The 12,357-nt window shown below is 74.1% G+C and carries 12 protein-coding genes; 11 read left to right on the top strand and 1 reads right to left on the bottom strand.

Annotation, left to right across the window (positions count from 1 at the left end):
• The first annotated feature begins 103 nt into the window (after positions 1-103).
• Genes ABD327_RS19245 through ABD327_RS19225 form a run of 5 tightly spaced genes read left to right on the top strand, consistent with a single transcriptional unit; the run spans position 104 to position 5,737 of the window.
• Positions 104-1,588 carry an ABC transporter substrate-binding protein gene (locus ABD327_RS19245; RefSeq protein WP_344451879.1) on the top strand — a complete coding sequence of 495 codons (1,485 nt, stop codon included), beginning with the start codon at positions 104-106 and terminating at the stop codon, positions 1,586-1,588.
• On the top strand, positions 1,585-2,565 hold the full coding sequence (locus ABD327_RS19240; protein WP_344451878.1) for an ABC transporter permease: 981 nt from the start codon (positions 1,585-1,587) through the stop codon (positions 2,563-2,565). Before ABD327_RS19245 ends, ABD327_RS19240 begins: the two co-directional genes overlap by 4 nt.
• A complete protein-coding gene (locus ABD327_RS19235; RefSeq protein WP_344451877.1) occupies positions 2,566-3,417 on the top strand; it encodes an ABC transporter permease in 852 nt (283 codons plus the stop codon).
• A complete protein-coding gene (locus ABD327_RS19230; protein ID WP_344451876.1) occupies positions 3,414-5,042 on the top strand; it encodes a dipeptide ABC transporter ATP-binding protein in 1,629 nt (542 codons plus the stop codon). The genes ABD327_RS19235 and ABD327_RS19230 overlap by 4 nt, the downstream gene beginning before the upstream one ends.
• A complete protein-coding gene (locus ABD327_RS19225) occupies positions 5,039-5,737 on the top strand; it encodes an SDR family NAD(P)-dependent oxidoreductase (protein ID WP_344451875.1) in 699 nt (232 codons plus the stop codon). The genes ABD327_RS19230 and ABD327_RS19225 overlap by 4 nt, the downstream gene beginning before the upstream one ends.
• Before the next feature lie 3 nt (positions 5,738-5,740).
• Here ABD327_RS19225 and ABD327_RS19220 read toward each other — a convergent pair whose 3' ends face one another.
• On the bottom strand, positions 5,741-6,577 hold the full coding sequence (locus ABD327_RS19220; RefSeq protein WP_344451874.1) for an SDR family NAD(P)-dependent oxidoreductase: 837 nt from the start codon (positions 6,575-6,577) through the stop codon (positions 5,741-5,743).
• Between the two features lie 116 nt (positions 6,578-6,693).
• Here ABD327_RS19220 and ABD327_RS19215 point away from each other — a divergent pair, with 116 nt between their 5' ends.
• From ABD327_RS19215 to ABD327_RS19190, 6 genes are all read left to right on the top strand, one after another.
• On the top strand, positions 6,694-7,338 hold the full coding sequence (locus ABD327_RS19215) for an NADPH-dependent FMN reductase (protein WP_344451873.1): 645 nt from the start codon (positions 6,694-6,696) through the stop codon (positions 7,336-7,338).
• A 157-nt stretch (positions 7,339-7,495) separates the two neighbouring features.
• Entirely contained in the window at positions 7,496-8,176 is a 681-nt protein-coding gene (locus tag ABD327_RS19210; protein WP_344451872.1) for a thioesterase II family protein, read from the top strand.
• Positions 8,177-8,179: 3 nt separating this feature from the next.
• Positions 8,180-9,271 carry a 3,5-dihydroxyphenylacetyl-CoA synthase DpgA gene (gene dpgA, locus ABD327_RS19205; RefSeq protein WP_344451870.1) on the top strand — a complete coding sequence of 364 codons (1,092 nt, stop codon included), beginning with the start codon at positions 8,180-8,182 and terminating at the stop codon, positions 9,269-9,271.
• A 28-nt stretch (positions 9,272-9,299) separates the two neighbouring features.
• A complete protein-coding gene (gene dpgB, locus ABD327_RS19200; RefSeq protein WP_344451868.1) occupies positions 9,300-9,974 on the top strand; it encodes an enoyl-CoA-hydratase DpgB in 675 nt (224 codons plus the stop codon).
• Positions 9,971-11,296 (top strand): (3,5-dihydroxyphenyl)acetyl-CoA 1,2-dioxygenase DpgC, encoded by a 1,326-nt coding sequence (dpgC, locus tag ABD327_RS19195; RefSeq protein WP_344451867.1) that lies wholly within the window; start codon positions 9,971-9,973, stop codon positions 11,294-11,296. Before dpgB ends, dpgC begins: the two co-directional genes overlap by 4 nt.
• Positions 11,293-12,357 (top strand): thiamine pyrophosphate-binding protein (locus ABD327_RS19190; protein WP_344451865.1); only part of this gene is annotated, 1,065 nt, incomplete at its 3' end. The genes dpgC and ABD327_RS19190, both read left to right, overlap by 4 nt.

Raw genomic sequence — 12,357 nt, 5'->3', positions numbered from 1 at the left:
CGATCGCCCCGGCCAGCTCGTCGGCGGAGCGCACCAGGCGCATGCCCTTGCCCCCGCCGCCGGCGGACGGCTCACCCTCACGCTTCACCAGGAGCCGCAGTGCGTGGACCCGCACGCGTCCGGGCAGTCGATCACCTCGATGGTCGCCCGGCCCGTGCTGGACTCCCTCGTCCACCTCGACGACCAGGGCGGCATCAAGCCTTGGCTGGCGGCGTCCTGGGACGTCTCCGCCGACCAGAAGACCTACACCTTCAAGCTGCGCGACGGCGTCACCTTCAGCGACGGCGCCGTCCTCGACGCCGCCGCCGTCAAGGCCAACATCGAGCACGTCGTCGACCCGAAGACCAAGTCGCTCGGCGCCGCCGGCTACCTGGCCCCCTACCTGAAGGGGGTGAGCGCCGTCGACGCCCGCACCGTGCGGATCGAGCTGACCAAGCCGTACGCGTCGCTGCTGACCGTGCTGTCCACGACGGGGTACGGCATCGAGTCGCCCAGGACGCTCGCCGGGAACCCCGCCGAGCTCTGCCAGAAGATCGTCGGCACCGGCCCGTTCGTCCTGGACGGGCCGTGGCGGCGCGGCCAAGGCGCCACCTACCACCGCAACCCCGCCTACGCGTGGGCTCCCGAGGGCGCGGCCCACCAGGGCCCGGCCCTGCTGGACGGCCTCGCCATCAAGCTGATCACCCAGGACTCGGTACGGGTCGGGGCGCTCAGCAGCGGCCAGGCCGACTTCATCACCTCGGTCCCGGCGATCCGGGTCGCGAGCCTGCGCGACACCGGCCGCCAGGTCCGGACGATCGACTCGCCCGGCGAGAACTACAGCTACTACCCCAACACCACGCGCGCTCCGTTCTCCGACGTGCGGATCCGCAAGGCGTTCCGGGCGGCGGTCGACTGGAAGACCCTGGTCGACAAGCTGTACTTCGGCGTCTACCGGCAGGCTGAGGGACCGCTGTCGCCCGCGACCCGGTTCGTCGCCCCGCCCGCCGAGACCTCCGCGCCCTACGACCCCGCCGCCGCGGGCAGGCTGCTGGACGAGGCCGGCTACACCGGCCGCGACTCCGCCGGATACCGCGTCAAGGGCGGCACCCGCCTGACGGTCGTGTGGAAGATGGCCAAGACCGCGGAGAGCCAGGAGAACCAGACCCTCGGCGAGCAGGTCCAGGCGGAGCTGAAGAAGTCCGGCATCGAGCTGCGCATCGAGGACCTGCCGCTCAGCCAGGTCATCCCGAACGCCCAGAACGGCACCTACGACCTGCTGGCGACCACGTTCACCGGCCTGGACGCCGACGTGCTGCGCAAGCTGTTCCACAGCGACAGCATCGCCCGCCCCGGGACGATGGGGTCCAACATCCCCAAGTACGACAACGCCGAGGTCGACCAGGCCCTCCTGGACGCCCAGGCCACCGCCGACGAGTCCACCCGGGCCGGCCTCTACACCCGCATCCAGCGCCGGCTGGTCGAAGACGCCGTGGTCTTCCCCGTCTACGTGTCGGCCGCGACCTTCGCCGCCGACCAGAAGGTGCGGGGGGTCACCTACACGGCCGAGGGCTACCCCGACTTCACCGGGGCCTGGCGGTCGCGGTGAGCGCGGCCCCGGTGGCCGAACCGGCCGTCGTCGCGGTGCCCGCGCCCGCCCGGACCGGGTACCGGCGGCGGATCCTGACCCGGCTCGGCCACGCCCTGATCGTCCTGTGGGGGGCGGTGACGTTCACCTTCGCCGCCCTCCACCTGATCCGCGGCTCGGTCGTCGACGCGATCATCGGGAACAACCTCCAGGTCACCCCCGAGATCCGGGCCGAGGTGGAGCGCCGGTACGGGCTGGGCGAGCCGCTCTGGCGGCAGTACCTCCACCAGACGGGCAGCCTGCTGCGCGGCGACCTCGGCGAGTCCTACCAGCTGAGCATGCCGGTCTCGCAGGCGATCCGCGAGCAGGTGGGGCCCACCCTCACCCTGATGGCGACGGCCATCACCCTGGCCGGGGCGGTGTCCCTGGTGCTGGCGCTCGCCACCGCCGGACGGAGCCGCTGGGTGAGGGGGCCGTTCGCCGCGCTGGAGGCCACCGCGGTCTCCGTCCCCCAGTTCTGGCTGGGCATCCTGCTGCTGACCGTTTTCTCCTTCGGGCTGCGCTGGTTCCCGGTCATCGGGACGGGCCCGGGCGCGCTGGTGCTGCCCGCGGTGACGCTGGCGCTGCCCGTCGCGGGGGTGCTGACCCCGGTGATGCGGGAGGGCGTCGAACGTGCCCTGGAGGAGCCCTTCGTGGTGACGGCCCGGGCCCGCGGCGCGAGCGAGTGGATCGTGCTGTCCCGGCACGTGCTGCGGCACGCGCTGATCCCGGCCGTCACCCTGCTCGGGCTGCTGGCCGGGGCCCTGACCGGCGGCGCCGTCATCGTCGAGCAGGTCTTCTCCCGGCCCGGGCTGGGCCGGCTGCTGGTGACCGCGGTGACCGGCAAGGACATCCCGGTGGTGCTCGGCACCGTCCTGGTGACCGCGCTGTTCTACGTCACCGTCAATCTCGTCGTCGACCTGCTCTACCCGCTCATCGATCCACGGCTGCGAGACTAGATGATCGACTCGACGTTCCGGGCCGCGCCCGGGCGGGCCCTCGCCGGCGCCCGACCCGGGGTGTGGCTCGCCTTCGCCTTCCTCGCGCTGATCGTCGTCGCTTCCGCGGCGCCCGGACTGCTGGCGCACGGCTCCCCGGACGCCGCCGATCCGCTGCGCACCCTTCAGCCGCCCGGCGCCGGCCATCCGCTGGGCACCGACCAGAACGGGCGCGACCTCTACGTCCGGATCGTCTACGGGACCCGGGACTCGGTGCTGACCGGGCTCGGCGCGACGGTGCTCGCGCTCGGCGCGGGGGTGCTCGTCGGCGGGCTCAGCGCGCTGGGCGGACGGGCCGCCGACGCCGTCCTCATGCGGGCGGTGGACGCGCTGCTCGCCATCCCCGGGCTCGTCATGGCCCTCCTGATGATCACCGCGCTGGGCGGCGGGACGGTCAACTCGATGATCGCGATCGCGGTGATCGCCGCTCCCGGGTACGCGCGGCTGGTGCGGGCGCAGCTCCTGGTCGTCCGGCGTTCGGGGTACGCCGAGGCGGCCGTCGCGCTGGGCCGGCCGCCGGTGCTGATCGCCGTCCGGCACCTGCTGCCGAACGCGCTGCCGCCGGTGCTGCTGCTGGCCACGCTCGGCTCCGGCGCCGCCATCGGCGCGACGGCGGCGCTCAGCTACCTCGGACTCGGCCCCGCCCCGCCCGCCCCGCAGTGGGGCGCGATGCTCCAGCAGGGCCAGGAGTACTTCTCCCTCGCCTGGTGGACGGCGGTCGCGCCGGGCGCCGTCCTGACGCTGACGGTGCTGTCGCTGACGGTCGTCGGCCAGTATCTGCAGAAGCTGCCGGCGGGAAGGCTGGAACGGTGAGCGACGGGCTGCTGAACGTCCGGGACCTGCGGGTCTCCTTCGGAACCGGGCCGCGGGCGGTGACCGCGGCCGACGGGGTGTCCTTCTCCATCGCCGAGGGCGAGTGCCTGGCGCTCGTGGGGGAGTCGGGGTCGGGCAAGAGCGTCACCGCGCGGTCGCTGGTCGGCCTCGCCGGGGCCGGGGCGCATGTCCGGGCCGGGGAGCTGACACTGCGCGGCCGGGATCTGACGAGGCTGAGCCCGCGCGAGTGGCGGGACGTCCGCGGCCGGGAGATCGGCCTGGTGCTGCAGGCGGCCCTGGTCGCGCTCGATCCGCTGCGCCCGGTCGGCGCCGAGGTCGCCGAGCCGCTGCGGCTGCACCGCACGGTGCCGCCGGCGAAGGTCTCCGCGCGGGTGCTGGAACTGCTCGCCGACGTCGGCGTGCCGGAGCCCGAACGCCGCGCCGCCCAGTACCCCCACCAGCTGTCCGGCGGCCTGCGACAGCGTGCCCTCATCGCCTCGGCGCTGGCCTGCGATCCCGTCCTCCTCATCGCCGACGAGCCCACCACCGCCCTCGACGTCACCGTCCAGGCCCAGATCCTCGACCTCCTGGCGGCCCGCCGCGCCCGCGGCACCGCCCTCCTCCTCATCAGCCACGACCTCGCCGTCGTCGCCCGCCTCGCCGACCGCATAGCGGTCATGCGCGACGGCCTCATCGTCGAACACGGCCCCGCGTCCCGCGTCCTCACCGCCCCCGCCCACCCCTACACCCGCCTCCTCCTCGACGCCGTCCCCACCTCGCCCGCCCCGCGGTCGGCGGGTGTGCGGAAGGCGCTCGCATCGATCGGGCGGGATCCCGGCGAGAGCGGGGACGGAGGCCCGGACGCGGGGGAAAAGGCGGTCGTGGTGGAGGCGGAGGGGCTGGGGAAGGCGTATCAGGGGCGGGTGGCGGTGGAGGGGGTGTCGTTCCGGGTGGGGGCGGGGGAGACGCTCGGGGTGGTGGGGGAGTCCGGGTCGGGGAAGACGACGGTGGCGCGGATGGTCCTGGGGCTGGTGGAGCCGGATGCCGGGATCGTCCGGCTGGAGGGGAGGGAGTGGAGCGGGGTCGCGGAGCGGCGCAGGCGCGGGCGGCGGGGGCGGATCCAGCCGGTGTACCAGGATCCGCTGAGCTCGTTCGACCCGCGGTTCACCGCGGGGCGGATCCTCGCGGACGCGCTGGACGCCGCGAACCGGCCGGCCGGGCAGGACGAGGTCGCCGAGCTGCTGAAGCAGGTCGGCCTGAACCCGGACCTGGCCGGACGGCACCCGCGGCGGCTGTCCGGCGGCCAGCAGCAGCGCGTCGCGATCGCGCGCGCCCTGGCGGCCCGGCCCCGGGTGCTGGTCTGCGACGAGCCGCTGTCGGCGCTCGACGTGTCCGTCGCCGCCCGCGTCCTCGACCTGTTCGCCGAGCTGCGCGACCGGCTCGGCGTCGCGTCGCTGTTCATCTCCCACCACCTCGGCGTCGTGCACCGGATCTCCGACGACGTCCTCGTCATGAAGGACGGGCGGGTCGTCGAGCAGGGCTCCGCCGAGCAGGTCTTCACCGATCCGCGCCACTCCTACACCCGGCGGCTGCTGGCCGCCCTCCCCACCCTGGAGCGTTCGTGAACATCGTGGTGATCGGCGCCGGACCCGGCCTCGGCATGGGCGTGGCCCGCGCCTTCGGGCGGCGCGGGTTCGCCGTCGGCCTCGTCGCCCGCGACCCCGGCGGACTGCGCGCCCGCCACGCCGAGCTGGCCGCGCTCGGCGTGAAGGCGGCGACCGCCCCGGCCGACGTCCGCGATCCCGCCGCGCTGCGCGCCGCCCTCGACCGGCTGGAAGACGAGCTGGGCCCCGCCGACGTCGTCGAGTACGGCCCCGACCCGCGCGGCGGCCCCGTCCTGTCGGCAGCCGCGACCACCCCCGACGCCGCCACCGCCCAGGTGGAGCTGCTGTACCTGGGTGCGCTCGTGGCCGCCGAACGGGTGCTCCCGGCGATGACGGCACGCGGCGACGGCGGCCTGCTCCTGACGACCGGCGCGTCCGGCGTCGTTCCCATGCCGGTGCTGGGCAGCGCCGGCCCGGCGATGGCGGCGCTGCGCAACTGGGCGCTGGCCGCGCACGCCCAGCTCGCCCCGGCCGGCGTCTACGTCGGGACGGTCACCGTCGCGACCGCCGTCCAGCCCGGCACCGAAGGCGACCCGGACCGCATCGGCGACCTCTACCACGACATGTGGACCCGCCGGGACCGCGCCGAGGAGACCGTCGGCGATCTCGACGCGCTGCGCGCCCGGTTCGGCACCGGGCGGCTCGGCCCGTCCTGACCGTCAGGCCGGGTTCGCGGCCAGCAGCCCGGCGGCCTGCTCCCGCAACCGCTCGGCGTCCGCCGGATCGTAGAACCGGGAGAGCCTCCCCTCGGTGACCGGGATGCGGCGGCGTCCCCGGTAGGCGGACAGCGGCTCGGACGGCGGCCGCTCCAGCAGCTCCAGCAGCGGCACGATCCCCTCGGCGACCGGCTTGCCGCGCAGCGCCAGCGCCAGCGCGGCGACGGCCCGCCACGGCTGGTCGAGGTCGCGCTGGAGGTTGGTCCGCACCATGTCCGGATTGAACAGGACGTAAGGGATGTCCGGGTGGTTGGCCGCGAAGTCCACCCCGACGAGGTCGGTGGCCCGCGCCGCCTGGAGCAGTGCCCGCAGGCCCCGCCCGCCCCGGGTGAACTGGAGGTCGTCCCAGTGCAGCCGGCCCGCCGCCGTGCCCGTCCCGCAGACGCTGGCGACCAGCGGATCGGCGGCCTCGCGCAGCAGCGGCGCCAGTCCCGCCCCCAGCACGTGCCGGCTGAGGCAGGACAACGCGAAGTTCTCCTCCAGCCCCTCGGCGGTGCGGGTGAGGCGGGTCCGGTAGCGCTGCGCGCACAGCACGAGCCGGTCCAGGCGGTCGAACCGCTCGAGCGCCTCGGCCAGCACCCGCCGGTTCTCCGCGATCAGCCGCAGGTCGGCCCGGACGAACGCGGCCCGGTCGGCGGCGTCGCCCGCGGCCCGCAGGAAGGCCTCGCCCTTCGCGGCGGTGCCGCCGACGACGACCACCCGGTGCCCCGCGGCGAGCGCGTCCAGCGCCACCGCCCGGCCGATTCCGTCGGTGCCGCCGGTGATGAGGTAATTCCGCATGCCGCCATTGTCGGTCGACCCCTAGGAATTGCCTACCCCTACTCTCAATAGGGGTTTGCTTATCTGCTCGCGGCCTTAGGGTCGGACTAGCCGTCCGGTACGACCGAGGTGATCCGATGTCACGAATCCTGGCAATTTCCGGCTCCCTGCGGAAGGGGTCGCACAACACCGCGCTCCTGCGGGCGCTGCCCCCGCTGCTGCCCGCGGGCATGGAGCTGACCCACTACGGCGACCTGTCGGGGGTCCCCCTCTACAACGCCGACCTCGACACCGCCGCGCCGCCGCCCGAGGTGGCCCGGCTGCGCCGCGAGATCGCCGCCGCGGACGGCCTGATCCTCGCCGTCCCGGAGTACCTGCACGCCGTCCCCGGCGTGGTGAAGAACGCCATCGACTGGGCGTCCCGGCCGTTCACCGCACCGGCCCTGGCCGGGAAGGCGGTGCTGGTGCTGGTGGCGACGACCGGCCGCACATCGGGGTTCCGCAGCCTCGCCGACACCGCCCAGGTGCTGGCCGGGCTGCGCAACATCGTCGTCCCGGTGCCCGAGGTGGTCGTCCAGGACGCCGAGCGTGCCCTCCACACCGCCGCGGACGGCACGCCCTCGCTGGCCGACCCGGCCACCCGGGCGCTGATCGGCGTGCAGCTCGCGATGCTCGGCGATCTCGTGGATTCAGGCGCCCCCGCATCGCTGGAATCGTCATTCCGGCGCCGCACCGCGGAATTCCTCGGGATCCCGGCGGCTCCGGCGCGAACCCGCGAATAGGGGTCGGCGAACCGACCTAGGGGTTGTCGCCCGGCGGTACTGAATTGAATTCTGGAGTGGCCGACGGCGAATGGCCGTGACGACCGGAGGGAAAACGGAAGTGCCGGATCTGTGGATCTCTCGTTTCGGGCCATCGGGCGGCGCGCGGACCCGGCTGGTGTGCTTTCCGCACGCGGGCGGCTCCTCCAGTTTCTTCTTCCCCCTCGCCCGGGCGCTCGCCCCGGACGTCGAGGTCGTCGCCGTCCAGTACCCCGGACGCCAGAACCGGCGCTCCGAACCCCTCCTCACCCGGATCACCGACCTGGTGGACGGCGTCCTGCCGGAGCTGGACCGGGCCGGCGACCTGCCCTGGGCCCTCTTCGGGCACAGCATGGGCGCGGTCGTCGCGTTCGAGGCGGCACGGCGGGCCGCGCGCCCGCCGCTGCGGTTGTTCGCCTCGGGCCGGCGGGCGCCGTCCCGGATCCGGGACGAGGACGTCCACACCCGCGACGACGCGGGCCTCATCGCGGAGCTGCGCCGGCTCGGCGGTACCGACCCCCGGGTGTTCGACGAGCCCGAACTGCTCGCCGGGCTGCTCCCGGCGTTCCGCGCCGACTACCGGGCGATCGAGACCTACCGTCCCGATCCGGGCGCCGCCGTCGGCTGCCCGGTCACCGTCCTGATCGGCGTCGAAGACCCCCAGGTGACCGAGGACGAGGCGCGCTCCTGGCGGCACCACACCACCGACCGAACCGACCTGCACGTGTTCCCTGGCGGTCACTTCTACCTGGCCGATCATCAGCGGCGGGTCACCGCCCTGATCGCAGCGGGACTGGGTGACCTGTCGGCAAAGGAGTGACCGATGACGACCCTTCAAGCAGAGAGGGCCGCAGTGGCGGCCCGGCCCCGGGCGGGCATCCTCGGGGTCGGCACCGCGGTGCCGCCCAGTTCCTACACCCAGCGCGAGATCCTCGACATCTTCGGCATCGAGGATCCCAAGATCCGGTCGATCTTCATGCAGAGCGCCATCGAGCGGCGCTTCCTGCACCTGCCGCCCGAGTCCGCCGACGGCGGCCGGGTCATGGAGACCCAGGGCGAGCTGCTCGCCAAGCACAAGGCGAACGGCATCGAGATGGGCGCCCGCGCCGTCCAGGACTGCCTGAAGCGGGCCGGCGCGGAGCCGTCCGACATCCGCTTCCTGGTGTGCGTCACCTCCACCGGCTTCCTGACCCCCGGGTTCAGCGCCCACCTGATCAAGGAGCTCGGGCTGCGTCCCGACACCAGCCGCCTGGACGTCGTCGGCATGGGCTGCAACGCCGGACTCAACGGTCTCACCGCCACGTCCGGGTGGGCCGAGTCGCATCCCGGCGACCTCGCGGTGATGGTGTGCGTCGAGGCGTGCTCGGCGGCCTACGTCTTCGACGGCACGATGCGCACCTCGGTGGTCAACAGCCTCTTCGGCGACGGCGCCGCCGCGGTCGCGTTGACCTGCGACCCCGCCGCGCCGGGCCGCGGCCCGCAGGTCCTCCGCTTCGCGAGCCGCATCATCCCCGAGGCGATCGGCGCGATGCGCTACGACTGGGACGACGACCAGGGCAAGTTCAGCTTCTTCCTGGACCGCGAGGTGCCCTACGTGGTCGGCGCGAACGTCGAGACCGTGATCGGGGACCTGCTGGCCGGCACCGGGCTGCTGCCCGGCGACATCGACCACTGGGTGGTGCACTCCGGGGGCAAGAAGGTCATCGACTCGGTGATGATCAACCTGGGGCTGACCCGCTACGACGTGCGGCACACCACCGGGGTGCTGCGCGACTACGGCAACCTCTCCAGCGGCTCTTTCCTCTTCTCCTACCAGCGGCTGGCCGAGTCCGGCGTGATCCGGCCGGGCGAGCACCTGGTGCTCATGACCATGGGCCCCGGTTCGACCATCGAGACCGCGCTGCTGCGGAACTGACCTGCTGAAAGCTGAGAGGTGGCTTGAGATGTCGCGATCCACGGTCGTCATCGAGACGGTGGTCGGCAGCGCCGACCTGGTGACGGAACCCCTGATAGCCGCGGTCCAGGACCTGTGCGACCGGGTCGAGGCCGAGGACGGGCCGGTCGTGGCCGTCCTGCGGGTCGGCGGTCCCGCGCCGGACGGCCCCGACCCGGACGGCGACCTCGTCGTCCACCTGGTGAACCGGTGGGAGCGGGCGCTGCGGCGGCTGGAGAAACTCCCGGCGCCGACCGTCGCGCTCGCCGACGGCCTGGTCGCCGGCCCCGCCCTGGAGACGCTGCTGTCGGCCGACTACCGGGTCGGCACCCCCGGGGTGGTGCTGCGCCCGCCGGTCGCCGCGGGCGAACCGTGGCCCGGCATGCTGGTGCACCGGCTCGCCCAGCAGGTCAGCGTGGCCAGGGCGCGCCGGTTCGTGCTGTTCGGCGGCGCGCTGGACGCCGAGACGGCGCTCGCCGACGGCCTCCTGGACCTCGTCACCGGCCCGGAGGGCTGGGACCCCGCCGGCTTCCGGCTCGCCGAGGGCCTGGCCGGGAGCGAGCTGGCGATCCGGCGGCGGCTGCTGCTGGAGGCCGCCACGACCAGTTTCGAGGAGGCGCTCGGCGCCCATCTCGCGGCGTGCGACCGGACCCTGCGCCGGCTGCGCGCAGAGGTGGCCTCGTGACCGGCACCCTCACGGCGTTCTCCGGCCGCACCCCCGACATCACCGGCGCCCTCACCGTCGACGCGAAGACCCTCACCGACTTCGCCGCCTGGGGCGAGGAGACCCTGGTGGCGCTGCCGGGCAAACCCGAGCGCTCGCCGGGCCAGCAGGCCCGCGCCGACGAGGTGCACCGGGTGAGCCGCTGGCTGCGGTCGCGGTTCATGAAGGTGCACGCCCAGAACGTGTACGACACCCTCACCGACGGCTGCACCCGCGACGTCCGGCTGGACTCGCTGGTGAGCGCCGCCGCCCTGGAGTTCCCCGGGCTGGTGCCGACCCGCGACCAGCTCGACGCCGAGAGCACCCGGATGCAGGCCGGGAAGGAGGGCCGCGAGATCGACCAGGCGATCTTCTTCCGCGGCATCCTCAAGACCCTGACCTCGGGCATCCACCTGATGGAGTCGATGCTCCGGCCGACCCGGCGCGCCCTGGAGCTGCTGCCGGAGTTCCGCCGCACCGGCCTGCTGCGGCTGGACTCGGTCGACCTCGACCGGGACGGCACGGTCGCGAACATCACGATCCGCAACCCGCACTGCCTGAATGCCGAGGACAACCGGCTCACCGAGGACATGGAGACCGCCGTCGACCTGGCGCTGCTGGACGACGCCGTCCGGGTGGGCACCCTGCGCGGCTGCGAGATGACCCATCCGCGCTACGCCGGACGCCGGGTGTTCAGCGCCGGGATCAACCTCAAGGAGCTGCACGCCGGCCGGATCTCCTACACGGGCTTCCTGCTGGGCCGGGAGCTCGGCTTCATCCACAAGATCCAGCGCGGCCTGATCGTGGAGGACCGCGCGGAGACCTGGCCGCACCGCACCCTGGAGAAGCCGTGGGCGGCGGCCGTCGACACCTTCGCGATCGGCGGCGGCATGCAGCTGCTGTTCGTGTTCGACAAGGTCGTGGCAGGCGACGACTCCTACTTCACGCTGCCCGCCGCCCAGGAGGGCATCGTGCCGGGCGTGGCGAACCTGCGGCTCGGCCGGCTCGCCGGGCCGCGCCTGGCCCGCCAGGTGATCCTCGGCGGCCGGCGGATCGGGGTCCGCGAGTCCGCGGCCGAGCTGGTCTGCGACGAGGTCGTGCCCGCCGGCGAGGTCGGCGTCGCCCTGGACCGCAGCGCCGAGCGGCTCGACAACCCGGCCGTCGTCGCCAACCGCAAGATGATCAATCTGGCGGAGGAGCCGCTGGACGGCTTCCGCGAGTACATGGCCGAGTTCGCCCTCGCCCAGGGCCTGCGCCTGTACAGCCAGGACGTCATCGTGAAGGTAGACAGGTTCTCCCGGTGACGCCCGCCCAGACGCTGCTCGCGGTGCTGGCCGAGGAGGGAGTGGACCGGGTCTTCGGCAACCCGGGCACCACCGAGCTGCCGATCCTGGAGGCGCTGGCCGCCGCGCCCGGCATCGAGTACGTCCTCGGCCTGCACGAGGGCCCGGTCGTGGCGATGGCCGACGGCTACGCCCGCGCCACCGGCCGTCCCGCGGTGGCGAGCCTGCACGTCGCGGCGGGCCTGGCCAACGGGGTGGTGGGGCTGCTCAACGCGCGCCGCTCCCGCGTCCCGCTGGTGGTGCTCGCCGGGCAGCAGGACCGGCGTCACCTGGCGCAGGACCCGATGCTCGCCGGCGATCTCGTCGGGATCGCCGCGCCCGCCGTCAAGGCCGCGATCCAGGTCGAGCACGCCCACGACCTGGGGATCCAGCTGCGGCGGGCGTTCGCGCTGGCCGTCCGCCCGCCCGCCGGGCCGGTGTTCCTGTCGCTGCCCATGGACCTGTTCGACGACGCCACCGCGCCGCTCCCGGCCCGCTCGACGCTCGTTCCGCCCGGCCCTGCCCCCGGCCTGGAGGCGGCCGCCGCCCGCCTGGCCGCCGCCGAGCGCCCGGTGATCGTGGCGGGCGACGGCGTCGGCAGGGAGGACGCCGTCGCCGCGCTGGCGACGGCCGCGGCGCGGACGGGCGCCGCCGTCTACCACCAGCCGCTCAACGACGGCGTCGCCTTCCCCACCGGCCACCGGCTGTACGCGGGCATGCTGCCGTCGGTGCACACCGGCATCCGCGAGATGCTCGCCCCGCACGACGTGCTGCTGATCGTCGGCTGCCAGGCGTTCACCCCGCACCACTACAGCCCCGGCTCGCCGATCCCCGACGGACTGGCGGTGCTCCAGCTGGACTCCGACCCGGCCGAGCCGGGCCGCAACTTCCCCGTCGACCTCGGCCTCGTCGGCGGGATCAAGGACTCGCTGGCGGCGCTGGCCGCGCTGCTGCCCGACGCGCCCACCCCGGCCGGGGCCGGGATCGCCGCCCGGTTCGCCGCCGAGCACGACCACGTGTACACGACGGGCGACGGGCCCGTC

The organism is Actinocorallia aurantiaca, assembly GCF_039533685.1.
GTDB lineage: Bacteria > Actinomycetota > Actinomycetes > Streptosporangiales > Streptosporangiaceae > Actinocorallia > Actinocorallia aurantiaca.
Note: the sequence above shows the minus strand (reverse complement) of the source record. Positions and strands in the feature narration are given on the sequence as shown.